We start from the raw sequence: 24,284 nt of genomic DNA, 5'->3' as shown, positions 1-24,284 counted from the left end.
CCTGTAAATTTATATGCGATGATTATTCAGTTATGCGGACTTTCCGGCGCAGGAAAGACGACGATTGCCACCAGTGTAAAAAGAAAAGCCATGGCCTATGGCACACCTGTCGAGATCATTGATGGAGACAAGTACCGGGAATTCCTTTGTAAAGACCTGGGATTTTCAAAAGCAGACCGCTGCGAAAACATACGCAGACTTGGTTTTGTGGCCAGCCGTCTTTCGGGGCATGGAATCGTATGCATTATCAGTGCCATCAACCCTTACAGTGCCATGCGTGATGAGCTCACTAACGCATATGAACATGTGAAAACGGTATTCGTCGATTGCCCTGTAGCGGAACTGGTGCAGCGGGATACCAAAGGACTGTATAAGAGGGCTTTATTACCAGATAGTCATCCTGACAAATTAAGGAACCTGACGGGAGTAAACGATCCTTTCGAAGCGCCACAGGCACCGGATCTTCACCTGAAGACAAATGAAAAAACCGTGGCAGCCTGCACTAGTGAGTTGTTTCAATTCATACAGGAATCTATTCAGACACAAGCTACCCGCTTACAGACAGCATAAATAATGATGAAGAACAAGGTATTAGTGATTACTGGTATGCACCGGTCTGGCACTTCATTGATTACGCAATGGCTGCAGAAATGCGGGCTGCATATCGGTGATCAGTTCCTCGGAGCTGGTATAGGCAATACAGACGGGCATTTTGAAGATATTGATTTTGTAGAAGCACACCGGGGTATCCTGCGTGAGCTGACAGGAAACGATGAAGGCTTATTGCATCCAGGCGATCATTGCTTACACGCTGAGCAGCGGCAATTATTAGATACCCTGCTAAATAATAAAAATGCCGCGCGGGCACAATGGGGCTGGAAAGATCCCCGCACATGCCTATTCCTGGACACGTACCGGGAATTACTACCCGGGGCTAACTACCTCGTGATCCTGAGAGATTACCGGAGTGTAGTCAGTTCCCTGCTAAGCCGCCGCTTTAAAAAATCGGATCATAAATATGCAATGAAAGGAGGTCTTCCATTGTTAATATGGAAATACTTTAAAAAGCCCTTCCGGAAGAAAAAGTTATTGCACCAGTATAGTGACAGGTACCTGCGGGCCTGGATCATTTATAACCAGCGCATATTACAACACCTGCTCTTACTGCCTGCAGGTACCTACCTGGTGATCGATCATACCAGCCTGTCTCAAACCAATCAGGCTATTTACGATCACCTCACAAAAGAGTGGCAGCTGGAGCTGAATTATTTTGAATTTGCAAAGGTGTACAAGGAGAATTTATTAAGTGAGGTTTGGGATGTGAAAGCATATGTGAAGGATAAAAGTCTGCTGACAAAAGCGGAAGCATTGCAGGCGACCTTATTACAACACGCCGCTTATTAAAATAATTTATTATTTTGCGGGCTTTCTTACCCAGCAGGGATTACGGAAGAACACAAACGCAATTAAAATAATTCATTATTTTGCGGGCTTACGCACCACATGGAAAATTACAGCATCGTCATGTTGATCCTGGGAGTAATGATGGCACTCTCGGCATTTGCAGATAAACTTAAGAAACCTTATCCTGTATTGCTCGTCACCGCAGGTATTGCACTGGGCTTTGTACCCGGCATGCCACAGATCACGATCAGTCCTGAAATCGTATTCCTGATCTTTCTCCCTCCGATGCTGTATGATGCAGCCTGTAATATTTCTATGCAGGAATTTAAGAACAATGGTAAAACCATCAATACGCTGGCTTTTACAGTTGTGTTCATTACCACTGGTGGTATTGCCCTGCTGGCGCATTATCTCATGGGCATGCCATGGCCACTGGCATTTGTATTGGGAGCGGTGTTATCAGCTACTGACGCGGTAGCAGCTACAGGTATTACCAGAGGCCTCGGTCTCAACCATAAGACACTGACGATCCTGGAAGGTGAAAGCCTCATCAACGATGCCTCTGGTTTGATCGCTTACCGCTTTGCGGTGGCGGCGGTGGCGGGGAGTTCCTTTATCTGGTACAAGGCCGGCGGACAATTTATTTTACTCCTGGCGGGTGGCGCGCTGATAGGTGGCCTGGCAGGGAAGCTATTACAATTCATTTTACATCATACCCGCCAGAATGGTATCGTGGCTATCAGTTTCACGCTGCTGTTTCCATTTGTGACCTATTCACTGGCAGAAGATCTGCATGTATCAGGCGTGATTGCCGTGGTAGTATTGGGCATCTTTACCGCCCGGCTTACCAGCATGTATTTCCCGGCTTCTACCAAGGCGCAGTCTAAAGCTTTCTGGGATATCATTGTTTTTATCCTCAACGGACTGGTATTTATTCTCATCGGACTGGAATTTCCATACGTAATTCATAATGTAAAGAGTATCCAGATCCTGCCGCTCATCGGGTATAGTTTCCTCATTGTATTTGTAACGATTGCTATCCGTGTAGTGAGGATCTTTTTAGAAAGCCGCAGGCACTATCTCACCTTCCGAAAAACCGGTACTGACAAGCATAAGAAAGCATTGCTGGACTGGAAGACCTGCCTCATATTGGGCTGGTCCGGGATGCGGGGAATCGTATCGTTAGCCACGGCACTGGCACTGCCTGAAAAACTGGATAGCGGGGAGCCTTTCCCGCAAAGGGATACGATTATTTTCATTGCAGTAATGGTGGTAGTGATTTCGCTGGTGTTCCAGGGATTGACACTACCATTGCTGGTAAGATGGCTGAAGGGAAAGCCGGACGGGCATAAACAGCAGGCACCGGCAGGCACCCATCCTATTCATTAGCAGCGTCAAAATAAGTACAGACCACAGGTAGCGTACATTAATAAGTACGGGTTCGTCCTATATAAATATTCTTTGCATACAGATACGTATCTGCTGTAGGGCCGGGTGTTCCACTGGATCCTTCCATTTGCATATTAATGATCACATACAGTGGTTTGCCTACAAAATTGGCATTGTGTACGCCTTTCCATACACCATCAATATAATAGTGAATATCTACATTGGTATCACTCACTTTTGTAATCCATGCCCGGTAAGTATGCCAGCTACCAGGTGACGATACCGTAGTCAAAGTACTGGAAACATCCGAAGATGTTCTGAAAGTATTCTGCCAGTTCACAGCGCTCCCTTTAAACTCCATGATGTCGCTTTCAGGTGGCCAGCTATTCACCCCGGTCAGCCAGAAGGCAGGCCAGGAGCCGGTAACAGTCGGTACCTGGAGATCGCATTTCACCTCCCAGTTAGGAAATTGATCATTGACCAATACATGTTCTTTAGTGTTGATCGCCCCTGAATGGTAATGAATGGCCAGGTGAGGACTGGAACTACTGGTACCCTCATCCCAGGTGATCTTTGCCGCCTTGATGGTGAGGACACCGTTGTTCAGGTAAATGTGATTGTGATCTGTACTGCTGCCATACATACGTGCAGTACCGTTATGATCCGAGCCCCATGGATACAGGTAGTTCCAGGCGGCTTCAAATGCGGTGTAACTGGCAAATGAATTGCCATCTAATACCGTTTCCCATGTTTCGGCAGCTTCGGCAGCAGCGATTGATTTGGCGCTGACTGCGGCAGAGGCTTTCTCCTGCCATTGCTTACCACAGGAATATAAAAAAGGTGTGCTGAGTGCCAGCAATAGTGTGGTTAAGAGTTTCATAGAGTGGAAGGTTTATGGATGAACAAAATTCTCCTGTGACCTGTACCGCCCAATGATACGGGATTTTCCTGTAGGGGAATAGCAGGATAGTGACGGAGATTACTTATATATGAACCTTGTTTCGTTAGATGTACAGTTTATCAGGATGACGGATGTTGTTAGTAGGGGTCAAATGCCCGATTGTTTATACCCAATAACAGGAATAACGAATGTCGTTTGCGGGGGTTAAATACCAGATTGTCTATACCCAATAACCAGAATAACGAATGTCCTTTTGCAGGGGGTCAAATCCCCGATTGTTTATACCTAATAACCGGAATAACGAATGTTGTTTGCAGGGGTCAAATACCAGATTGTTTATACCTAATAGCCGGAATAACGAATGACATTTTGCGGAGGTCAAATCCCCGATTGTTTTACCCAATAGCCGGAATAACAAATGTCGTTTGCGGAGGTCAAATACCCGATTGTTTATACCTAATAACCGGAATGACGAATGTCGTTTGCAGGGGTCAAATGCCCGATTGTTTATACCTAATAACCGGAATAACGAATGTCGTTTGCGGAGGTCAAATACCCAATTATTTATACCCAATAACCAGAATAACGAATGTCCTTTGCGGAGGTCAAATACCAGATTATTTATACCCAATAACCAGAATAACAAATGTCGTTTGCGGAGGTCAAATACCCAATTATTTATACCCAATAACCAGAATAACGAATGTCGTTTGCGGAGGTCAAATACCCAATTATTTATACCCAATAACCAGAATAACAAATGTCGTTTGCAGGGGTCAAATACCCAATTATTTATACCCAATAACCAGAATAACGAATGTCGTTTGCGGAGGTCAAATACCCAATTATTTATACCCAATAACCAGAATAACGAATGTCATTCCTGAGATCGAATGTCCATTGCCAACTACACCAAATGCAGGGCCTCCCCAATCCTCAGTGGCTTTATCCGCTTCTCCAACCCGTTCTCCGTCGCCACCTGTTTAAAAACCTTCAGCGGCAAATCAAGCGGCTCATCAGACAAATCAAAAGTACCAAAATGCATAGGGATCGCATACTTTGCCTGCAATTCCCCTATCGCTTTTATAGCCAGCGCCGGTGACTGATGCACCCGGTGCATAAACCACTCCGGTTCAAAAGCCCCTATCCCTAACAAAGCATAATCAAAGCCGCCAAACACCTCCTGCATTTGCTGATAATGCGTATCATACCCACTATCTCCCCCAAAATAAATACGCCGCTGTGCAGACTCGATCACAAACCCACCCCATAACCTGCGATTCGTATCAAACGCACCCCGCTTGCCCCAATGACGTGCAGGCACATACGTGATCTTTATATTTTCTGTTTGATATTGCTGGTACCATCCTGCCTCCTGGATCTGCGCTGATCCCGTAAACGCTTTCAGCAAAGGCTCCATGCCCAATCCTGACAGGTAAGCGGCTTTCGGGTTATTCCTGGCCAGTCTTTGTAAAGTAGGTTTATCACAATGATCTCTGTGATCATGAGAAAGTAAAATATAATCCAGTTTGGTTAATAAAATCGGGTTAACAGGAAATGGCGACACTCTTTTCACTGCAAGAATATCCGCAAAAACCGGGTCTGTCAGCAGGCGTACCCCACCAATGCGAATGAAGAACGTACAATGCCCCAGCCATGCAATCACATCATCATCTCCATTCAGCCAGCTGGCATCTGTCAGTACATCCGGCTTCCAGCGCAACTTCTCCTTTTCGGCCTTGAAAGGATTCTCCTTCATCTTCCAGCGAATCACTTCCATAAAAGAAGGTGAATATGGATGCTGCAAATTTACGAAACGTCCACGCCCATCAACCGGGGTTCCCTTCCAGTCTTCGTCTTTATTAATAGTTTCCAATACTGCATTATTCACGTAATCTGCTGCTATGATTGCTTCCATAATTCTTTTAATATACCTAAAGATAATGTCTACAAATTTAACTTCGACAACATCTTCCTGATATAATTTAATTCTACCGCAGACCGCGTCTGGGTAAGGGTTTTAGAATAGTACACAGCGGCCTGTGCATGATCGCCTTCCTGCATATACAACTTTCCGAGTGTGGCATTCAGCAAGTAATAATTGCTCATAAATGCTGAACGCTGCAGTGCAAGTAAAATATCAAATGCGCTGTTCCGCTCGCCTGCATAATACAAGGCAATCGCATAATTTAATTCTACAAATGGGTTAGGTAATAAATGCCTGTATAATTGTGCAATCTTTTTCCAGTCGGTACCTGCAAATGAACTGGCCGTACTGTGCAGGTAGGCGATGTAAGCTTCAAAATGATAGGATGAGAGTTGCTTACCCTTTGCCATATTAAAATAATGGGTGCCCAGGCGGATCAAATCCTGGTTCCATAAGGAGCGATCCTGTTCCCCCAGGTCCAGCAAGGCCCCCTCATCATCAAAACGGGCCTTAAAACGGGCTGCATTAAACAACATGAGCGCATATAAGGCATAGGTATCAATATTGCCCATTTGGCTATCTAAAATCGCTTTAGTAAGGATCAGCGCTTCTTCACACAGCTCCTCCCGCAGCAGCACCTTTCCTTCTGCCGAAGTATGGCCCTCATTAAAGATCAGGTAAATTATCTTATGTACGATGGGCAGGCGCTGCCGCATTGCCTCCCGGGCAGGTGTTACCAGCAGGATCTTCTCTTCTTTGATCTTTTGTCTTGCCCGCAGCAATAATTTATCGGCACCATCGATCGTCATGCCCAGCGAACCCGCTATAGCCGCCACTTTGAAGTTAACTACATATTTCAGGGTAATCACCACCTGAACCTTGGGTGCAAGATCCGGGTGTGCGCAGGCAAATAATAACCGTAATTGTTCATCATCCGGGAAATCACCTGAAAAATTGATGGCTGCCTCCTCTGGTTCAGGTGCCTGGTGCAGCCGCAGCATCTTTTTATCATCCCGCAGTTTATTCAATGCCTTGTTCCTGCACACACTGTAGATCCAGGCCACAGGCTTATCCGGCAACTGCTTCTCCCAATGGGTTAAAGCAGCTGCAAAAGTATCCTGTACCAGGTCCTCTGCTGTATCCAGGTCTATATCTTTGGAAAAACGCAACAGGAAAGCGACCATCCTGCCAAAATGCTGTTTGTATAAATAGTCCGCTTCCTGTTGCAGTTGATGGTGCAGCTCACTCATTCGGAAAATCTGAGATCAGGATAGGTCGTACCTCCATCTCCAGTTCTCCACGCTGCAATATCGGGCAACTCTGCGCTATGGCTGCTGCCTGTGCCAGGTTTTCGGCATTGATCATAATATAACCACTAATGCCTTCTTTGGCTTCTATAAACGGACCATCAGATACGATGCCGTCTTTGGTTACATAACTACCCTTGGGTAATAAAGGCTCTCCGCCGGCAAAATTCTCTCCCAGGCCGTCCACCCATTCCATCATTTCCTTTACACCATCGTCTCTGTCCAGGTCCGTAATTTCTTTTAGTTTTTTCAGGTCTTCCCTGACGAGGAGCATGAATTTTTCCATAACTGTAGGCTACTTTTTAATATAAGATAACAAAGGGAAACAATACACATTGCAATCAGGCCCCAGCGAAGCCAGGTGGCCACCGTAAAAGAAATACCAATACCTGTACCAAGGGCGATCCAGGCCGCCAGGCAAAGAGGACACTTCGGGATCAATATAAGCAGGATGCCAGGAAGCAGCATACGGGCAGGATGGCCGGCCTTCCGGATCGCTCCTTTATCAATATTGCCCGGTCTGCATTCACAGCTCACGAGTGACAACATTTATGCTCCTTCACCACATCGTACTTGTCATGATGCCGCACCCAATCCTGCAAACCATTCTCCTCATTCCTCCCCTTCGGCATCAGATCCAGCATCACATAAGTACCCAAAAACTCCTCGTTCCCCCTCGCATACGAAGAATAGGTATGAAAGATCTGCCCATCCTCATCCTTATAAAATACACTGATCCCCGGCAATTCTTCTCCACCGTACTTACTCATCTCATAATTGTAATATACGGTATCCTGCTTTTTAAAAGATACATTATAATCAAAATTAAAGCTGTTCTGCCCGGAAGATACCCAGGGAAAATCCCAGCCCATCCGCATCCTGAATGCCTCAATACTTGCTACCGGTGCCCTCGAAATGGCCACAAAAGATACATCATGGTTATTCAGGTGTACCAGCGCTCCCGGTACATGGTCCGCCATAAATGAACAGCCTACACAGCCCTCCTTCCAGTCCGGCCCCATCATAAAATGTTGCACCAACAACTGGCTACGGCCTTCGAACAAATCAGACAGACTCACTTTGCCCCCCGGGCCGTCAAAGATGTAATTGGTGGTAACTTTTTCCCAGGGCAGCGCCTGGCGTTCCTTCGCCAGCTGGTCGCGCAGGTGGGTATATTCTTTTTCTTTTACCAGGAAGGCTTTGCGGGCAGCGACCCATTCATCATGAGATACGATACGATTTTCCATATTGTGTGGGTTTATTTCCTTAATGACACAGGAAAATGGAAAATCCGGACAAAGGATTTAATTTTATTTTATGAAATCAGAAGGACAATATAGAAAAGACATTTATCCGGGTCTGGAAGTAGGCATTATTCTCAAGAAAGACCAGCGGAGCGGAAAGATCACTTATGGAATCGTGCAGGACCTGCTGACCTCAGCAGCCTTTCATTCCAGGGGGATCAAGGTGAGACTGGAAGACGGGCAGGTAGGCAGAGTACAGGTATTAGATACAGATCCTGATCTGGATTAAAATAATAAGCGGTCGTATCAAAAGTAGCCTGAAAGCTTTGAGCATTTCACAAACCTGGTTATCGGAATTAAATCCGGGTAACACTACTTTTGATACGACCGCTACAACCGGCCTAAATTTTTATTTGCAAAAACGAAATACTGTGTGCTGGTGCGGTATAGGATGCCCCTTTCAAACTACTCTCCTTATGCATCACCACATCCTTCCCAAACGTATTCTCCACCTCTGTTCCAGGCGCATTCAACAAATACACCTTCCAATCTCCGTTCTTATTTAAACTAATATCGATATCCTGCTTAGGATCCCTGTTCACAATGGCCAGGGTCAGCAAGCCATTCCCCACCGTCGCCGATACATCCAAAGATGGATTCCCTTCAAATGAAGGCCCTTCCACTTTCACTCCTACGCTCTTATCGCCGCACAATTTCCGGTACATCAGCATCGGGTAAAAGATCGTTTGCAGGTACACGCGATCTTTATCTGTCATAATAGGCGCCAGTACATTCACGGTCTGTGCCCAGGTCGCCATTCCAATCACATCTGCATGCCGGTGAAAGATATTAAAGAAAGTGGCCACACCCAGCGCATGGTTCCAGTTGTACTTCACCTCCAGCCCATAATCGCCCGTGCCACCTGATTCCCAGATGCCCCATTCATCCAGCGCAATCTTCACCGGCTTTTGCCTGCCGGGAAAACGGTACCATTTATTAAAGTGTTCTACCTTTTCAGGTGCTACTTCATGAATCAGTTTTGCCGTTTCCTCAATGCGTTTCTCCATCGAAGCGATAGACGCAAACAAACTGGCTGGCTTACCGGCCTGGGTACCCGCATACAGGTGCAAGGAAATAAAATCACATATCGGATGCATCTCTGTCAGTACCTTCCTGTTCCACTCATCATTATCACCTACCAGTACCAGGCTGATATCCGGATCCTGCAATTTCATCAGCTTTGCAAAATACCAGGCCTTTTTAATATAGTCGTCAGGGTTTTGCAATAACCCCGCGTCCTCTTTGGCCGCTTCTTCATTTCCCAGCCCCCAGAATTTGACATTATAGGGCGCTGCATGTCCATTCGTATTACGTAGGGTGGCAAAATAACTGTTGCCGTTCGCATTGCAGTACTCCACCCAGTCTGACGCCTCCTCTGCTGTGCCGGTATTCATATTTACCGTGAGAAAAGGCGCTGCGCCCAGTTCGGCGCTATATTGCATAAATTCGTCCGTACCAAAATGATTCGTATCCTCTCCACCCCAGATCAGGTTGCGCCTTACAGGCCGCTTATCTACAGGACCGATCCCGTCTTTCCAGTGATAAATCTTTGTCACTGTACCACCAGGATAGCGCATCAAAGGTGTATTCAGCTTCTTCACTTCGGAGAGTACATCTTTGCGAAAACTCTTAGTTGATTCATCATAGATACCTCCATAAATCGCCCTGCCCAGGTGCTCTATAAACTGTCCGTATACTTCCGGAGCAATCATGCCCCTGATCTCATTCACATCCACATTCACCGTGGCTTTCTCCTTTGCAAACAATCCCTTCACAGATGCCGGTATCATTAATCCGGCCACAATACCACTGCCTGATTTGAGAAAACCCCTGCGGGAAAAACCTGTAACATTATTATCCATGTCACTAAAATAATAATGCTTTTCGGATTTTTTCAGGTTAATTCAACCTTATATAAATTTCATCTTAGTGATGCGTAATAAACAGCGGGAATGCCAGCTGCTTAATCAGCTTATCTGCCTTACTTTCCTGGAAGAAACGGGAGAGAATACTTCTTCCATAAGCCCCCATCACAACCAGTGTATTCTTTTTAGGTGCCAGGTAAGAGAACAATTCCACCTCAGGCTTCCCATTCACTATTACAAACTCGGTATAACTATAATGACGGCTCAACCAGTCAGACACCTGCAGCTGTTCATTTTCCTCAATGATCTGTCCACTGTTCACTTCCAGCACAGTCGCTTTTACTTCATCCAGTTCGGGCAGGAGGTACACCAGTTGCTTCATGGCAAAGAAGGCTTCTTCACTACCGTCATAGCAAAATACAATTTCTTCAATAGGGGTAGGTTTGAACGGCGTGATCAGCACAGGACATTCAGCACCCGCCAGCAATATCTTCAGCATATTGTCAGGTAAACCTTCTCTGGATTTATCGCTGCTGAATATACTGTCAGTCACGATCAGATCCACAAAACGGCTTTCTGCCAATACTTCTTTCAAAGTAACCCGTTGATTAGAATACATAGTGGCATTGATTCCTTTCTTACGGCAGGTTTCCTTGAACAGGCCTATATGTTGCTCCATCCTCTCATTTGTACGTTCAGGCAGGTCCTCGGCCAGGATACTTTCTACATAGCTATTTCCATACATTTCCTTTAGGGCAGTCGTAGTTTCACTGATCTTATCACACAGGAACACACCTACCAGTCTGGCTCTTGTAATACCAGAAAGATAGCAGCCAAAAGCAATCGTGTTTGCCATATTAGGGCCATTCAGCACCAATAAAATCGTTTTCATATCAAACGTGTTTTATATTTGTGAGCGATAATGCATTTTCACGGGATAGCTTGAATTGTTCAATGGCATCCCAATGCATGGTATTCAGAATATTTTCGCATTTGCACCAGCCTCTCCTGGCCAGCGTAACACCCAGCTGCATATAATCCACTTGTCGCATAATTGCAGCACAACTGCCTATTGCCAGGTATACTTTTTTCTCCACCGCTCTTCTCACCCATTCATCCCGCAGGTCCATCCGGCAGGGCTGCGCGTTTATTTCCAAAGCAGTGCTTGTAGCTGCCGCTTTTTCAAACAGCAGTTCCCAGTTGACGGCAGAAGGTTTCTTCTTGCCAATGATCCTGTTGGACGGATTGCCTATGCAATGAATAAATGGATGCTCACAGGCAGTGAGCAGACGCTGGGTCACCTCCTTATCTGTATCTTTCAATACGATACCGGTTACCCAGTCAAACTGTTGTAGCAGAGAAGCGGGCAGCGCAGGCGTACCATCCTGTAAAATTTCTACTGTAAGTCCTTTTTTCAGGAAGGCCCAGCCTATTTGTTCGTTAATGCGGTCTATATTACTGATCCATGCTGCTAATCCTTTTTTGTCCTGCGTATCGCCATGTGCAGCCGCTACTATGTATTCATATTGTGGAAAGGCATTCATTACGTAATGTGCCGTAGTTGCAATGCTGTCATGCAGATGTTCGTCTACATGCATGCGCAGGTCCCCTTTAATCTGGTGTTGTGCCAGCAGGTTGGGCAACATATTACGTGCAGCGCGGCGTATTTCCTTACCACTTTCCCGCAGTTCGGGTGGAATGAAGGCAATACCCAGCTGCTGATAAATTCCCTCTTCATTCACACCTGCCATATGGTTGCCCATGGTATCAAACAGGCCTTCAGGCGTGAGGGTAAATCCTTTTTGTTCTGCCAGATCAGTCAGGTGGAGCAGGTGCTCACGGCTGCCTGTAAAATACAGCCAGCTTGCCCCAAAGGCTGTAGCACCGGCCATCCTGATGTCTAGTTGTGTATGGTTGTAGAGAACTACGCAGATTCTGTTTCTTCCACTAAGCACCACGCTTTCCACATGCGGCAACTGCACAATCTGTGCGGTTACCTGTTCGCGTTCGGGCTCATCCACCTGCAATACGATGTCCAGGTCTCCGATGGTTTCGCAACCACGGCGCAGACTACCTGCTATCTCTGCATGAGAAACTCCTTTGATGAGGCGCAGCACACGCAGTATCTCGTTGCCCTGCAGCAATGCATCCCAAAGCAGTAAACGGTTGGAAGAAGTTTTATGTAATTTGAAACTGCGCTTCATCAGATCCAGTTTCACAGGACTGATCTCACCTACATCATCCAGTCTGCCATATTGCAGCGCAGTGATGAGCTGATCCCTGTTTTGAATCCCGCAGGTTTCATGCAATAATTTCACGGTAGAAGGTCCGAAACCCTTTATTTCAAGGAGATCCAGCAGTTCGAAAGGAACTTTATTTTTAAAGCGCTGGTAGTGTTGAATGCACCCGGCTTCCAGGTATTCCATAATCTCCCCCCTGATTACTTCCGTCAGGCCTGTCACTTCCCGGAGGCGGGTTCTGAATACTTCAATATCTACAGGCAATCTGCGCAGGCAGGTAGCCGCCCGGTCATATGCCTGTACCTGATCGTAATGGTCTTTACCCATATACCTGTAACAAGCTGCCATGTGATGGAAGATATCCGCAATAGCGACATTGTTTGGTGGCAAAGGCTGATATACGTCGGTGTGCATAACAAGGAGGGTTTATACGCAAAGGTTCGCATATATAGCCCGCCGGCCAATGAGTACGGTCAAATGTAAAAATGACAGTTGTCAGGCGCCCGCCAGCAGCCTTTCAAAACGGATAAATTCTGCCACACTCCATGCCTGTGCCACCGTTCCTCCAGCAGCATGCGGGGCATCGCCATTGTACACTTCCGGAACCGAGTACAGGCATAGCTCTTCCAGCGCAGTCTCCACATGGTTAAACAATTCCTGTAATTCAGTTTTATCTCCCCCCGTGTTTAACACGGCAACAGCATAATGGCCCAGCAACCATGGCCAGGCAGTTCCCTGGTGATAGGCATGATCACGTTCCAGCTGACTGCCGCCATAATGGCCGATATAATCAGGATCCCGGGGTGATAAGGTACGCAGCCCCCTAATAGTTAACAGCTCTCTTTTTACGATCGCCACCACCGCCTTTTGTTGCTCCGCGGACAATGGTGAATAAGGCAAAGCCACCGCAAAGATCTGGTTCGGCCTTACAGACCAGTCAGCTGTTTCCCCATCCACCACATCCGCTAAATATTGTTGTTCATCATTCCAAAAGCATTTCACAAACCCGGCGGCAATCAATGCCGGGAATCCGCTCCATTCCGCCACAAATGCAGTATCTCCCGCCTCCAGCGCCGCATTCACACAAAAACAAACTGCATTATACCAGAGGGCATTGACCTCTACAGGTTTACCAGGTCTTTGGGTAATAGGGGTATTGTTAATTACCGCATCCATCCATGTCAGCGCCTTGCCGGGGTAAGCCGCGCTGATCAGCCCATCTGCTTCCATATGAATATTGAATGCCGTTCCATACCGGTAGTGATACAGCACATCTTTCAGCATATCCTTATACATATTCCAGGCAGCCGCATTGCCAATTTCATGCATCGCATATTGCTGTATGGCCCATACCAGCCACATAGAGGCATCCACGGTCGCGTACTTACTATCATCTCTCAGGTTACCTGTATTAGGCAATAAACCGTCTTTTAAGAGCACACGGAGTAAGGCCATGATACTTGTAAAAGCAGGCGCATTTCCAGCCAGGAAAGTAAGCCCCGGCAGCGAAATACAGGTATCCCTGCCCCAGCTGCCAAACCAGTAATAACCAGCTTTGATACTTAAACCGCCTGCTGTATGAATGATAAACTGTTGTGCGGCCCTGAGTAAATAATCCTTTGTCGTCTGTGGTACTGGCTTTGGATCACGGCACACCAGGTGATGTCTTTCCGTGGTTGCACCTGAAAAAATCACAGGTACCCCCGGTTGTAAGGTCACTTCAAAATGGCCAGGCCCATACAGGTCTTCCTGGTATTCATACCCTCTTTCTCTTTCAATTGGATATTCTACATTATAGTACCAGTAACCGGCTTCTTTAAACACCGCTGCACCGGACATCTGCAAATAAAGCGATGAATATTGCGGATACAATTGCATACGAATACCTTCATTCACATAGTGCACAGTTCTATCCGCCTGTTCATTCGCCCTGCGTACCCAGTGCATATTTCTGAAAGCTAATAAAGGATGAATGTGCAGGATGACCGGGTTATCACCTTGTGTAAGGGTATAACGGATTGTCAGGCTCCCCTCATCATCTATCTGCAATTCCTTAGTGATGGAAATATCTCCCAACTCATAGGTCCAGCAAGGCATTGGCAAGGGGCTAAACGAGGCCAGGTACTGTGCCCCATCCGGTGCATATACATTGGGGTATTTATGAATACCGAGGTCAAAAGTCTGCTCACCGGCCATCACTTTTTCATCCACACCAGCCAGCAACACATGATGGTCTTCATCTATCTGCGGTTGCAGCGCGACTACAAGTCCGTGGTACTTGCGGGTATTACAACCAGCGATCGTACCTGCTGCATAATTCCCTTTTGCCGCTACTGCAATAAATTCCCTGCTGTTGGAAAAAGCCAGATCGTTCAACTCTGAACGCTTGTAAATAGTGCGCATGGTCTCCGTTTTGTATAATCAGGCAATCGTAATCGTCTTATCCAGGTACACGTCCTGCACGGCATGTATCAGTTCAACGCCGTCTTTAAACGGACGCTGAAAAGCTTTTCTTCCCATAATTAATCCCGTGCCACCAGCACGTTTATTAATCACCGCAGTCTTAATCGCTTCCGCCATATCTGACTCGCCGGCAGAACCACCCCCGGAATTGATCAGCCCAATCTTCCCCATATAACAATTCGCTACCTGGAACCGGCACAGATCTATGGGGTGCGCAGTGGTCAGTGCATCGTACATCGCATCATTGTATACACCAAACTTCAGATCCCTGAACCCGTAATTGGTATCCGGCAGTTTCTGTTTGATGATATCCGCCTGTATAGTGACCCCGATATGGTTCGCCTGACCAGTGAGGTCAGCGGCGGTATGATAATCCATTTCCGGGGTTTTAAAGGCCGGATTCCGCGTATAACACCAAAGGATGGTGGCCATGCCCAGGGAGTGAGCCTCCTCAAATGCTGCGGCTATTTCTTCGATCTGGCGATTGCTCTGCTCAGAACCAAAGTAAATGGTGGCGCCTACAGCCGCCGCGCCCATGTTCCAGGCGTCCTGCACGCTACCAAACAGGATCTGGTCATATTTGACGGGGTAAGTCAGCAGTTCGTTGTGATTCAGCTTTACCACATAGGGGATCTTGTGGGCATACTTCCTTGCATGCAGGCCCAGCCCACCGATAGTGGAAGCAACGGCATTACATCCGGCTTCAATCGCCAGTTTCACAATATTCTCCGGATCAAAGTAAAGAGGATTTTTATAAAACGAGTAAGCCGCAGTATGCTCAATGCCCTGGTCTACGGGCAGGATGCTTACATACCCGGTATTGGCCAATCGTCCCTGGCCATAAATCCTGGCCAGGCTATTCAGCACCGGGGCCGGCCGGTTACTTTCAATAAAAGTCTGCTGCCAGTTGCCGGGGTGGACAATATCCTGGGCAGTGATCTTGCCGCAAATGTGTTCAAGCAGGGATGCTGCATCGTTTCCTAAATACTGAGCAATCATGGGAGTAACAGGTTTAATAATTGCAGAATCGCACAATTACCATGCCCACGGAGTAAAGAACTGTAAGATGTACAAATGCACCGATACATGGTGCACCATTTATCAATATTAACAAAAATAAAAAGACCGTCCCAAAAATGAGACGGTCTCCCTTTACAATCAAACTACTTATTTAAATCTTATAGTACGCTTTGCATACCTTTTTCAGCCATACCAATCATCTGCACGATTTCTTCTGCTTCAACATCATCATCTTCATCCAGGTCGCTCAGGGAGAACCGAATGTTACCTTTACCATCGATGATAAATTTGGAAGGCAAACCATTTACTTCGAACAGTTTCGCTACGCGGCTGTCAGTAGTACTTCTCAGGTCCATCAGGGCTCTGAAAGGATAGTTGTTTTCCATCATGTACTTAGCTGCTTCAGAAGTTGCCTTTTTAGGATCCCTTTCTGTTTCGAAGCTATGCACGAACAGGAATACAACGCTGGTATCGTGTCTGAACTTGTTGAATACTTTCTGCATAACAGGGAAGGATTTCTTACAAGGCGTACACCAGGTAGACCAGAAGTCCAGCATTACCACTTTACCTTTGAAACTGTTCAGGGATACTTCACGACCCTTTACGTCAGTCAGCACAAAATCAGGTGCTGGTCTTTCCATCAGTTTGGAAGCGATAGACTCCTTCATACGACGTTTAGCCACACCAGCAGTAGAATCTACGAACACAGAATAGTCACTTTCGTTACCATAAAAATCCAGGTAGATCTCTTTCGCCTCTTCTCTCAGTGCTACAGTAGCAGAAGATTTCAGCATCGCATGCTTAATCAGTTCAAACGCTTCTGTTTTCTTACCCAGGCCGGACAGTGCTATGATGTAAGGCTCCTGTACACGGGTGAAGGAATTAGGATCATGCTGCTCATAGAGAGGTTTGATCAGGTCGAGGGCCTGTCTGTAATCACCTTTCTTATTCAGCACTTTTGCTTTTGCAATTGTATAATTGGTATAGTTGCCAATAAATTCCGGGGTAAATGCCTGGGAATCACCCTGCTTCTGGATGAATTCCATGGTGTCCATGGCTGGTTTTAACAATGTAAGCGCTTCATTGGCCATACCTACTTCCGCCAGTTTCACTGCAGCATTGGTAGTAGCTGCATTCTTATAACCTCTGGATGTCATGGTCTTGATCATCTCCTTCACCTTCAGCGGCTGCTGAGCTTCCGCCATGCTGATTACAATAGAATATCTCGCCTGGTCATACAAAGCTGTATTCAAACCGGTATCGCTGTTTGGGTAATCAGCACGTACCTTGTTAAAAGCGGAAATCTTTCTTGACAAATAGGTTTCTTCCAGTACCCCACTGCTCAATTTTTCACCAATCGGATTGTTCAACAGAGACTGCGCATTTACTTGTAAAAACGCAGCACCAAGAAGGCCCATCAGGAATAAAACTTTCATCTTCATGAGTATTTATCTGTTTATATTAACATTCAATTTTTCCAGGCAATAAATTGCCCTGCCCCATCATACGAGGCAATCGTTAGTTAATCAGTATACGTGAGTTTATAAAATCTACAGCAAAAACAAGTCGGTTTGCTGTTACTTTACCATCAGTCTCCACAGCTCATTCGTTTGGGAAAGCGATGCAAAGTTACAACCTCTTCCATTCAAAACAAGCAAAATAGTACTACTTCTCGTCAGTAAAAACCCTGTTAACAAACAAGATACCTATTAAATATTAATCCAAATAGCTATTTTTCAATATATTATATTATTTGCATTAGCAACCACTTATATTAAAAATTAACAAATATTAACAGATATTTAGTTATTCGATTTAGCTAATATGAGAAGTTAGTATCAGTGTAGGAAATAATAGTATATAAACCGCCCACCATTACATGGCGGGCGGGTAAAAAAGGTGATTATATATAATAAGTAATTGGTAGTCTTGTAATTATTCCGGGGAGCAGGGCGATTATGCCCAATGGGGCTGGCTATTTAAATGATATAATCCTACTTTGCAAACCCTATATTAAATGAAGTAACCCTGAAGCAGCTTCTCGCGGGCTTCTTTTCGCCCGGTACCACGATTCTCCATGGCCCTTTATCAACTGGTAATGCTTGTCCATCAGCTTCGTCAGCCAGGATCACGACACGGTCTGTAAATGCTTCATCCAGTTCCGCGAGGGAGAATACCACTGTATAACCATCGGCACAGGTCACCAGCAGGTATTTGGAAAGATTCTCGCCACGCAGCTGCGCGCCGGTAGTCACGCCAGCCAGGTTCAGGATTTCACTAACTGCCACACCTTTATAAATATGGTCTTTGCCATCCTTGTCTTTTGATATGACGGTCGTCCTTTTCATCCTGGAAAGATCCGCCTGACCAAGGTCCAGTTTCTTAGTGACCTCGCCACCTACATGAAGGGTTTGTGCTTTTAACTGCTGGAAACAAAAAAATACAAAAAGAAAGCAGATGGTTCTCATGTTTATCTATCGTTTTAGTAATTGCTGGTAGTCGTCTGCCGTGTCGATATCCAGGGCCCCCAAAGGGAAAGATACGATGGCAATGTCTCCGGTTGACTGCCGCAGGAGCTGTCGCATGCCATCAGGTCCTTCCAGTTCTTTCAATGCAGGGAAATAATGACTGCCGAAAAGCACAGGTGTACCAATGGTATTCTCATAAGAAGCGCCGATGATCCCCTTCCCTGTTACCTGCTGATGACGCATCAGTCTTCTGAGCAGGCCGGCATTTACAAAAGGCTGGTCACAAACCATGATAATGATATTCGCAAGCTCCGGGTGCAGTAGCAGCATCTCTGAAATACCGATACCAATAGAACTGCCCATACCGTCTTCCCAATGATCATTTTCCACCACTTCGATGGGGAGTTCACGCAGGGCCTCTTCCACAAGCGCGGCATTAGCACCCGTCACTACCATCACCGGATTATCCACTGCAGAAATGGCCTCTTCACCCATGTGCCGGATCAGGGTTCTGCCCTGGTAGCGCAATAGCTGTTTCGGCTGTCCCAGGCGGGAAGAATTTCCCGCTCCCAGAATCAGTACACCATAAGTATCCATGATTAACTGTTTTAAAAGTGATAGGGGAAAGGGCAGTCACAATTTAAGGAAAAATAATAGGAGACCATAATTGCCTCACCAGGGTTACAGCCTGCTGGCAAGCTGAAGGCTGATAGTCCGAATGCTGCGTATGATCTCCTAATAAGTTTGGTAAGTTTATGAAAAAAGCAATTGTACTATAAGTAATGCATAGTACATGCCAATTAAAGCAATTTGTTAATTATCAGTGATTTATCTAGTGTTCTGTTTGCTCAATAATTCCAGATTCGGGAAATTCTGTGTAAATAATGGAACGGGTACCCGGCTCAAATGCCCGCTCAGTTTGGTGCATAGCTGATTTTCTTCCTATTAAATATAACGCGTTTCTGGCAAAAACATTTTTGCTTACGCTAAAAAATACTCAGATATATTGTTATATCAAAAAACTTTCCTAGATTCATTGTAACGATTAACCATTGGTAAACACTCAAATAAACGCGCACCATAAATACTAAACTCATTCATCAAAATCTCAACCAAAAGAAGACCCTGTAATTTTCATTTCTCATTATTAATTTCCAAAACCCAAAACGAAAACGATGAAAAAGTTAGCGTTTCTTATGCTCGTGCTTGTAGCAGGCACCTCGATCGCTGTTGCCGTAAAAGCCGGCCAATCCAATGCCAAAGTTGTTGCCTACTGCCATTGTGAGCCAGACTGGACCTGTAATTCAACCGGTGCATGGGGTATCAAAACACAGATCTGCCCCTGATCTACTTTCACACTCATTCAATGCTGTTGACAAGAGGGTGTGTACAGCACCCTCTTACCATTCCTCTCTATTATGAAAAGAAATCTATTGACCCTATCCGCGCTCTTTTGCTGCGCGTTCATCATCATGTATATCCTCGTCCGGGGTGCTGAACCGGATAGAATTGTTTCGGACGTAAGCCGCCAATATAACCATTACCGACTGCAAACACTTGATACCATTGCCTTTCCCGGCAGGGTTAGCATTATGCGTGCAGCAGCTGACCAAATATACGGTTACGTATATAGCCAAAAATCCGTATTCAGTTACAATACCACCCAACATCACCTGGATACGTTTTTTAATGCCCGCTTAAAAGCACTGCCTATCATTACACGAATTGAAATAGCTGCCGATGAAAAGACCTTCTATCTCTTTGATGATACGCAGCAGCACCTCACTGTGTATACCCCGGAAAGCAAGCAAATTGACAGTACCGGTGCCGCTGGCTTCCTGACAAGGAAAGGCGCCCAGTTAAAGTATAACGATAGCACCATTCATGAATTCACTCACTTCAATGATGGCGGACTATCAGCAGATGGATTCTTTGTGCATAATTCCCGTTATCAGTTCTTCATTCCTTTCTATAACGCAGGTATTGTAAAATTTGATCCCTCCAATCACAGCGTTGCTACCTTTCAAACCATCGATCAAACACCTCCCATTAATATAGCTGTACCCACCAGTAATTATTACGCCCGCTCACCCAAAGCGGTCATGGTTAATTCCACAGCTGCAGCAGATGCTGATCATCTTTATATCTTGTCTTACGTGCTTTCCCAGGATGCTGTTAAAAGTGGCTACCGGGGGCCGGCAATTGATGTATACAATATTGCGGATACAAAGTATGCCGGTAGTTTTCGCCTGCCGGGCTTTAAAGATAAACCGGTATTACAGCTGGCAAAATGCGGGGATACCCTCATCGCGGTATATGAGAAAGACATCTTAAGATTTAAACTGGCACAGTTATGAAAAGAGAATATATCCTGTTTCCGATCGTAGGTTTACTAAGCTTATTGTTCATGTATGCAGCCATTGCTAAAGCGATGGATTACGGGTTCTTTGTTTCGGAGATGAGTAAGTCTCCCCTGTTGATGAAATACGACAAACAATGGCTGGCTCCCGGTGTACTGGGTGTAGAATTCCTGATAGTGGCTTTGCTGAGTTTTGCTGCTACCCGTAAATCAGGCTTGTTGCTCTCTTTCTTCGTGATGTTATTGTTCACCTTATACCTGAGCACACTTTATTTCTTTTATACCAACATCCCCTGCTCCTGCGGAGGAATTTTAGGCAAGTTATCTTATCCTACCCATATTATTTTCAACGCTGTTTTTACATTGCTGGCCGCAGCGGGCGTGCTCTTGTACAAAACGAACAATGCAAGGTGAGATCAATTGGCCAGTGCTTTTATTTCCTCCTCCGAAAACACCCTGGAGCGGATATGAAACCTTACTCCCAACGGGATCTCCAGCGAGAAACTGCTTCCCCTGCCACGGATTACATCCAGGGTAAGTTGTGTATGTTTCCAGTATTCAAACTGATCCCCGCTCATATAGAAATTACATCCGGCCACTTTGCCCAGCAATACATCTGACTGGCCCACTTTAAATTCCCCTTCCGGGAAGCACATGGGCTGGGAGCCATCGCAGCATCCGCCACTCTGATGGAACATCAAAGGGCCGTGTTGCCGGCGTAGCGTTTCAATTAAGTCTATTGCGGCCGGTGTGGCTAAGATCCTTGCTATCATAAAGAATGAATTGCTGAATTACTTCCTGGTAAAATAATCTGTTCTAAAATGGCATTCATTGCCCCCCATGTTTTATATTCTTCCGGGGATTTCCCCCTCCCCTGATAAAAATCAGGGCTGCCCCCTTCCGGACAGCAGCCCTCCTGTCCACAGATCCCTATTTCTTAAAAAAATCCCAGCTTTTGCTTGCTATAAGATATCAGCATGTTCTTCGTCTGACGATAGTGATTCAGCATCATCTTATGCGTCTCACGACCAAAGCCAGATTTCTTATAACCACCAAAGGGGGCATGTGCAGGGTAAGCATGGTAACAGTTTACCCATACACGGCCCGCCTGAATAGCTCTTGGCACCTGGTACAACTCATGTGCATCACGTGTCCATACACCAGCACCCAATCCATACAAAGAATCATTGGCGATAGCAATTGCTTCTTCGGTAGTTTTAAATGTCGTTACGCAACTTACAGGTCCAAAAATCTCTTCCTGGAATACGCGCATCTTATTATTTCCTTTCAACAAAGTAGGCTGGATATAATAACCATTTTCCAGGCCACCATTCTGCTTGAAAGCCTCCCCACCTGCCAGCACTTCCGCACCTTCCTGTTTGCCAATATCCAGGTAACTCAGTATCTTCTGGTACTGGTCATCGCTGGCCTGCGCACCCATCATCACCGTAGGATCCAGCGGATTTCCCAACTTAATAGCTTTGGTACGTTCTACGACTCGTTTAATAAAGGCATCGTAAATATGCTCATGCACCAGGATGCGGCTGGGGCAGGTACAAACTTCGCCCTGGTTCAATGCAAACATCACCGCACCTTCCACTGCCTTATCCAGGAACTCATCATCTGCATCCATCACACTTTCAAAGAAGATGTTCGGGCTCTTACCACCCAGTTCCATCGTTACAGGAATCAGGTTTTCTGATGCATACTGCATAATCAGGCGGCCGGTAGTTGTTTCGCCAGTAAAGGCCACCTTATTCACCCTTGGAGATGAAGCCAGGGGTTTACCTGCTTCCACACCAAAACCGGTCACAACATTCAACACACCTTTAGGCAATACATGTCCGATCAGTTCCATCAGCACCATGATGCCGGTAGGTGTCTGTTCCGCTGGTTTTACCACCACGCAGCAGCCCGCAGCCAGGGCGGGTGCTATTTTCCAGGCAGCCATCAGCAAGGGGAAATTCCAGGGTATGATCTGACCGACTATGCCAATTGGTTCATGCAGATTGATACTTACAGTTGTTTCATCATGTTCACTCATAGAGCCTTCTTCAGACCTGATCACCCCGGCAAAGTAGCGGAAGTGGTCTACCACCAGCGGAAGGTCTGCAGCCCTGGTTTCACGGATCGCTTTACCGTTGTCAATACACTCTACGGTAGCGAGATAATCAAGATTGTCTTCAACGATCTGTGCGATCTTTAATAATAAATTACTGCGATACGCTGCGGCTGTTTTGCCCCAGGTTTCAAATGCTTTAAGTGCGGCATCGATGGCTTTATCTATGTCCCTGGCATTGCCGCGGGCCGCCTGGGTAAAGGGTTTGCCATCTATCGGGGAGATGCTGTCAAAGTATTCTCCGCTCGACGGAGCGACCCATTCACCATCAATAAAATGATCATATCTGGATTTAAAGGAAGGGCGTTCTGCCACGTTTGGTGTGGGAGCCACGGCGACTGTGTTGCTCATTACGGTGGAATTTATTTCGTGAAACAATATTGCTAATATCAGGTATGTCAGGCGGAGAGGGGGAGAATTTTGTACTTATTTATAGCACGATTGTACTAATTGTTCCCGTTTCCCATTCTCCCAAAAAAACAGCTCTAAAAGCAGTTGCTTCCGGACTCCGCATCCGGATCTGTTTTTAACATATCCTTCTTAATAATTTAACTTATCTTACTTAAAGTAATAACAAAATGATTTTGTCATGCAGGTTAAAAATCATTTAAACCACGTTGCTCTTTCATCGTCGCGCGAGCTCCAGACATTGGTAGAAAACAGGAGAATATTTAATCTTAAAAATTGTGAGTTGAACATCTTTGAAAGTTATGAGCAGGCTCAACACGTGCCGCTTACCTTTCATGACCTGGTCATTACCTCCATGGTACGGGGCCATAAAGTAATGCACCTCATGGATCGCCCCTCGTTCGACTATTTACCCGGTGAGACGGTGATCGTACCACCTAATGAAACAATGATCATCGACTTCCCGGAAGCCTCGCTTGAAAATCCCACCCAATGCATTGCACTCGCCGTAGATGATGCCTACCTCAAGGATACGATCGAATACCTTCACGCCTACTATAACATCGGAGAAGACCGGACCAACTGGCAACTTACATTTAACAAATACCATTTTGAGAATGATGATGATATTACTGCCCTGATCAATAAACTGATCAATGTATGTAGTAGTGGTGATAAGGCGAAAAACATTTATGCAGATCTGCATCTGAAAGAGCTACTGATCCGCTTGATTCAAAGCCAACACCTGGAGCAGGCACACGCCTCATTGCATAGTGCGAATAACCAGAGCAGGATGCAGTATGTGTTGCATTATATCCAGGAGCACCTGACAGAAAAGATTGCGGTGGATGCACTGAGCCGGAAAGCTTATTTAAGCCGGAATTTATTCTTTAAATGGTTCAGGGAACAGTTTGGAATTACGCCTTTGGAATATATTAATAAAGAAAGAGTGAAGCTTGCGAAACAGTTATTATCACAACCCCTGCAAAATGTAAATACCGTCAGTAAACAATGTGGATTTAGTGATGTAAATTATTTTGTGAGAGTATTTAAACAGGTGGAGGGGATTACACCGAAAGCTTATCAGTCCTGTATTATTTAGCCTTTACA

General features: G+C 45.8%; 23 protein-coding genes. 8 read left to right on the top strand and 15 right to left on the bottom strand.

Annotated features, from left to right (window positions below; all coding sequences use genetic code 11):
- Window positions 1-18: 18 nt before the first annotated feature.
- From cysC to U0033_RS02580, 3 genes are all read left to right on the top strand, one after another.
- Window positions 19-570 carry an adenylyl-sulfate kinase gene (cysC, locus tag U0033_RS02590; RefSeq protein WP_072357971.1) on the top strand — a complete coding sequence of 184 codons (552 nt, stop codon included), beginning with the start codon at window positions 19-21 and terminating at the stop codon, window positions 568-570.
- A 3-nt stretch (window positions 571-573) separates the two neighbouring features.
- Window positions 574-1,404 (top strand): sulfotransferase, encoded by an 831-nt coding sequence (locus tag U0033_RS02585; protein WP_072357974.1) that lies wholly within the window; start codon window positions 574-576, stop codon window positions 1,402-1,404.
- Window positions 1,405-1,503: 99 nt separating this feature from the next.
- Entirely contained in the window at window positions 1,504-2,793 is a 1,290-nt protein-coding gene (locus U0033_RS02580; protein WP_072357977.1) for a Na+/H+ antiporter, read from the top strand.
- Between the two features lie 37 nt (window positions 2,794-2,830).
- Here U0033_RS02580 and U0033_RS02575 read toward each other — a convergent pair whose 3' ends face one another.
- The 5 genes from U0033_RS02575 to U0033_RS02555 all read right to left on the bottom strand — a co-directional run bounded on the left by U0033_RS02575 (window position 2,831) and on the right by U0033_RS02555 (window position 8,175).
- The gene (locus tag U0033_RS02575) at window positions 2,831-3,673 is read right to left on the bottom strand and encodes a LamG domain-containing protein (protein WP_072357980.1); all 843 of its coding nucleotides are present in this window, start codon (window positions 3,671-3,673) and stop codon (window positions 2,831-2,833) included.
- Window positions 3,674-4,601: 928 nt separating this feature from the next.
- Window positions 4,602-5,612, bottom strand: coding sequence for an MBL fold metallo-hydrolase (locus U0033_RS02570; protein ID WP_072357983.1), 1,011 nt, complete (start codon window positions 5,610-5,612; stop codon window positions 4,602-4,604).
- A 29-nt stretch (window positions 5,613-5,641) separates the two neighbouring features.
- On the bottom strand, window positions 5,642-6,871 hold the full coding sequence (locus U0033_RS02565; protein ID WP_072357986.1) for an RNA polymerase sigma factor: 1,230 nt from the start codon (window positions 6,869-6,871) through the stop codon (window positions 5,642-5,644).
- Complete coding sequence (locus U0033_RS02560; RefSeq protein WP_072357989.1) at window positions 6,864-7,214, bottom strand: YciI family protein; 351 nt, start codon at window positions 7,212-7,214, stop codon at window positions 6,864-6,866. The genes U0033_RS02565 and U0033_RS02560 overlap by 8 nt, the downstream gene beginning before the upstream one ends.
- A gap of 247 nt (window positions 7,215-7,461) precedes the next feature.
- Window positions 7,462-8,175, bottom strand: a complete 714-nt coding sequence (locus U0033_RS02555) for a DUF899 domain-containing protein (protein ID WP_072357993.1) — start codon at window positions 8,173-8,175, stop codon at window positions 7,462-7,464.
- A 70-nt stretch (window positions 8,176-8,245) separates the two neighbouring features.
- Here U0033_RS02555 and U0033_RS02550 point away from each other — a divergent pair, with 70 nt between their 5' ends.
- Window positions 8,246-8,461 carry a YwbE family protein gene (locus U0033_RS02550; protein WP_072357996.1) on the top strand — a complete coding sequence of 72 codons (216 nt, stop codon included), beginning with the start codon at window positions 8,246-8,248 and terminating at the stop codon, window positions 8,459-8,461.
- Between the two features lie 112 nt (window positions 8,462-8,573).
- Here the strand turns inward: U0033_RS02550 and U0033_RS02545 are convergent, their stop codons facing one another.
- From U0033_RS02545 to U0033_RS02510, 8 genes are all read right to left on the bottom strand, one after another.
- Window positions 8,574-10,094 carry an alpha-L-arabinofuranosidase C-terminal domain-containing protein gene (locus tag U0033_RS02545; RefSeq protein WP_072357999.1) on the bottom strand — a complete coding sequence of 507 codons (1,521 nt, stop codon included), beginning with the start codon at window positions 10,092-10,094 and terminating at the stop codon, window positions 8,574-8,576.
- A gap of 64 nt (window positions 10,095-10,158) precedes the next feature.
- Complete coding sequence (locus U0033_RS02540; RefSeq protein ID WP_072358002.1) at window positions 10,159-10,989, bottom strand: universal stress protein; 831 nt, start codon at window positions 10,987-10,989, stop codon at window positions 10,159-10,161.
- Between the two features lies 1 nt (window position 10,990).
- Window positions 10,991-12,751: a hypothetical protein gene (locus tag U0033_RS02535; protein WP_072358005.1), complete on the bottom strand. Its 1,761-nt coding sequence runs from the start codon at window positions 12,749-12,751 to the stop codon at window positions 10,991-10,993.
- A gap of 81 nt (window positions 12,752-12,832) precedes the next feature.
- On the bottom strand, window positions 12,833-14,740 hold the full coding sequence (locus U0033_RS02530; RefSeq protein ID WP_072358008.1) for an amylo-alpha-1,6-glucosidase: 1,908 nt from the start codon (window positions 14,738-14,740) through the stop codon (window positions 12,833-12,835).
- An 18-nt stretch (window positions 14,741-14,758) separates the two neighbouring features.
- Window positions 14,759-15,799 carry a class I fructose-bisphosphate aldolase gene (locus U0033_RS02525; RefSeq protein ID WP_072358011.1) on the bottom strand — a complete coding sequence of 347 codons (1,041 nt, stop codon included), beginning with the start codon at window positions 15,797-15,799 and terminating at the stop codon, window positions 14,759-14,761.
- A gap of 179 nt (window positions 15,800-15,978) precedes the next feature.
- Window positions 15,979-17,256 (bottom strand): TlpA family protein disulfide reductase, encoded by a 1,278-nt coding sequence (locus U0033_RS02520; protein ID WP_177318557.1) that lies wholly within the window; start codon window positions 17,254-17,256, stop codon window positions 15,979-15,981.
- Window positions 17,257-17,814: 558 nt separating this feature from the next.
- Window positions 17,815-18,288 (bottom strand): molybdopterin-dependent oxidoreductase, encoded by a 474-nt coding sequence (locus U0033_RS02515; RefSeq protein WP_072358018.1) that lies wholly within the window; start codon window positions 18,286-18,288, stop codon window positions 17,815-17,817.
- Between the two features lie 6 nt (window positions 18,289-18,294).
- A complete protein-coding gene (locus U0033_RS02510) occupies window positions 18,295-18,885 on the bottom strand; it encodes a nucleotidyltransferase family protein (protein WP_072358019.1) in 591 nt (196 codons plus the stop codon).
- A gap of 578 nt (window positions 18,886-19,463) precedes the next feature.
- Between U0033_RS02510 and U0033_RS02505 the strand changes: the two genes are divergently transcribed.
- The 3 genes from U0033_RS02505 (at window position 19,464) to U0033_RS02495 (ending at window position 21,061) form a co-directional block, all read left to right on the top strand.
- Entirely contained in the window at window positions 19,464-19,634 is a 171-nt protein-coding gene (locus U0033_RS02505; RefSeq protein WP_177318558.1) for a hypothetical protein, read from the top strand.
- Between the two features lie 72 nt (window positions 19,635-19,706).
- Window positions 19,707-20,645, top strand: a complete 939-nt coding sequence (locus U0033_RS02500) for a hypothetical protein (protein ID WP_143150641.1) — start codon at window positions 19,707-19,709, stop codon at window positions 20,643-20,645.
- Window positions 20,642-21,061 (top strand): MauE/DoxX family redox-associated membrane protein, encoded by a 420-nt coding sequence (locus tag U0033_RS02495; protein WP_072358025.1) that lies wholly within the window; start codon window positions 20,642-20,644, stop codon window positions 21,059-21,061. Before U0033_RS02500 ends, U0033_RS02495 begins: the two co-directional genes overlap by 4 nt.
- 2 nt (window positions 21,062-21,063) lie before the next feature.
- On the opposite strand, the gene U0033_RS02490 is transcribed toward U0033_RS02495, so the two are convergent.
- Both U0033_RS02490 and U0033_RS02485 read right to left on the bottom strand, forming a co-directional pair.
- Window positions 21,064-21,420: a DUF779 domain-containing protein gene (locus U0033_RS02490; RefSeq protein ID WP_072358028.1), complete on the bottom strand. Its 357-nt coding sequence runs from the start codon at window positions 21,418-21,420 to the stop codon at window positions 21,064-21,066.
- 164 nt (window positions 21,421-21,584) lie between these two features.
- Window positions 21,585-23,117: an aldehyde dehydrogenase family protein gene (locus U0033_RS02485; protein ID WP_072358031.1), complete on the bottom strand. Its 1,533-nt coding sequence runs from the start codon at window positions 23,115-23,117 to the stop codon at window positions 21,585-21,587.
- Window positions 23,118-23,457: 340 nt separating this feature from the next.
- Here U0033_RS02485 and U0033_RS02480 point away from each other — a divergent pair, with 340 nt between their 5' ends.
- Window positions 23,458-24,276, top strand: coding sequence for an AraC family transcriptional regulator (locus tag U0033_RS02480; protein ID WP_245801725.1), 819 nt, complete (start codon window positions 23,458-23,460; stop codon window positions 24,274-24,276).
- The last annotated feature ends 8 nt before the right edge of the window (window positions 24,277-24,284 follow it).

The sequence above is a fragment of the Chitinophaga sancti genome (genome assembly GCF_034424315.1).
GTDB lineage: Bacteria > Bacteroidota > Bacteroidia > Chitinophagales > Chitinophagaceae > Chitinophaga > Chitinophaga sancti.
The sequence above is the reverse complement of the archived record's forward strand: the minus strand, read 5'-3'. Positions and strand labels throughout refer to the sequence as shown.

Coding starts and splice junctions, on each gene's coding strand:
- U0033_RS02565 (WP_072357986.1), bottom strand. CDS start 6,871: ATGAGTGAGCTGCACCATCAACTGCAACAGGAAGCGGACTATTTATAC.
- U0033_RS02530 (WP_072358008.1), bottom strand. CDS start 14,740: ATGCGCACTATTTACAAGCGTTCAGAGTTGAACGATCTGGCTTTTTCC.
- U0033_RS02560 (WP_072357989.1), bottom strand. CDS start 7,214: ATGGAAAAATTCATGCTCCTCGTCAGGGAAGACCTGAAAAAACTAAAA.
- U0033_RS02525 (WP_072358011.1), bottom strand. CDS start 15,799: ATGATTGCTCAGTATTTAGGAAACGATGCAGCATCCCTGCTTGAACAC.
- U0033_RS02580 (WP_072357977.1), top strand. CDS start 1,504: ATGGAAAATTACAGCATCGTCATGTTGATCCTGGGAGTAATGATGGCA.
- U0033_RS02515 (WP_072358018.1), bottom strand. CDS start 18,288: ATGAGAACCATCTGCTTTCTTTTTGTATTTTTTTGTTTCCAGCAGTTA.
- U0033_RS02570 (WP_072357983.1), bottom strand. CDS start 5,612: ATGGAAGCAATCATAGCAGCAGATTACGTGAATAATGCAGTATTGGAA.
- U0033_RS02505 (WP_177318558.1), top strand. CDS start 19,464: ATGAAAAAGTTAGCGTTTCTTATGCTCGTGCTTGTAGCAGGCACCTCG.
- U0033_RS02520 (WP_177318557.1), bottom strand. CDS start 17,256: ATGAAAGTTTTATTCCTGATGGGCCTTCTTGGTGCTGCGTTTTTACAA.
- U0033_RS02585 (WP_072357974.1), top strand. CDS start 574: ATGATGAAGAACAAGGTATTAGTGATTACTGGTATGCACCGGTCTGGC.
- U0033_RS02495 (WP_072358025.1), top strand. CDS start 20,642: ATGAAAAGAGAATATATCCTGTTTCCGATCGTAGGTTTACTAAGCTTA.
- U0033_RS02545 (WP_072357999.1), bottom strand. CDS start 10,094: ATGGATAATAATGTTACAGGTTTTTCCCGCAGGGGTTTTCTCAAATCA.
- U0033_RS02575 (WP_072357980.1), bottom strand. CDS start 3,673: ATGAAACTCTTAACCACACTATTGCTGGCACTCAGCACACCTTTTTTA.
- U0033_RS02540 (WP_072358002.1), bottom strand. CDS start 10,989: ATGAAAACGATTTTATTGGTGCTGAATGGCCCTAATATGGCAAACACG.
- U0033_RS02510 (WP_072358019.1), bottom strand. CDS start 18,885: ATGGATACTTATGGTGTACTGATTCTGGGAGCGGGAAATTCTTCCCGC.
- U0033_RS02485 (WP_072358031.1), bottom strand. CDS start 23,117: ATGAGCAACACAGTCGCCGTGGCTCCCACACCAAACGTGGCAGAACGC.
- U0033_RS02550 (WP_072357996.1), top strand. CDS start 8,246: ATGAAATCAGAAGGACAATATAGAAAAGACATTTATCCGGGTCTGGAA.
- cysC (WP_072357971.1), top strand. CDS start 19: ATGATTATTCAGTTATGCGGACTTTCCGGCGCAGGAAAGACGACGATT.
- U0033_RS02500 (WP_143150641.1), top strand. CDS start 19,707: ATGAAAAGAAATCTATTGACCCTATCCGCGCTCTTTTGCTGCGCGTTC.
- U0033_RS02535 (WP_072358005.1), bottom strand. CDS start 12,751: ATGCACACCGACGTATATCAGCCTTTGCCACCAAACAATGTCGCTATT.
- U0033_RS02555 (WP_072357993.1), bottom strand. CDS start 8,175: ATGGAAAATCGTATCGTATCTCATGATGAATGGGTCGCTGCCCGCAAA.
- U0033_RS02490 (WP_072358028.1), bottom strand. CDS start 21,420: ATGATAGCAAGGATCTTAGCCACACCGGCCGCAATAGACTTAATTGAA.